1 pseudogene is annotated in these 570 nt (G+C 36.1%); it reads right to left on the reverse strand.

The features are described 5' to 3' along the window. Nucleotides 1-185 precede the first annotated feature (185 nt). A pseudogene (locus tag AC1DPZ_RS28710) lies at nt 186-570 on the reverse strand (sodium transporter); the annotation flags it as partial.

Raw genomic sequence — 570 nt, forward strand, 5'->3', positions numbered from 1 at the left:
CATTTATGCTGATTATCAATACTTTAACATTTCTAAAAAAACCGGCATGTCTTGTCCTGAAATAGGTTTACACATTAACTTTAAACGAGCATTTTTTATTAATATTTATACCATTTATATCCATAAAAAAAGAGCGGCAGGTATTCAACCCGCCGCTCTTTTAATATTTATACAGAATTATTTTACTACCAGAAAACTGAATAAAGCGCCACAACTATACCTGTAACTATCAATGCACCGGCTAAAAATCCTCTTGATGTTTTAAACATAGATGCATCAATTTCCAGTCCGTTGGTGGTAATACCTCTTGCCTGGTCTATTTTTGATATGATGTACATACCAACAACGCAAATGATAAATACAAAGCCCATACGATCAAGGAAAGGGATCTCGTAAAGTTTGGTAACCTTATCATCCTGTAAAGCCAGTTTTGAAAAACCATATGGCGACAGGAAGCTCAGATCGGCAAAGCGAGGTAACAGTTTAAAGAAACACGACATGATGAAACCGCCAACGGTTGCAAACAAAGCCGCGTTTGAAGTAGCTTTTTTCCAGAAAAAGCCAAGAATA

It is taken from the genome of Mucilaginibacter sp. P4_G9 (genome assembly GCF_056400985.1).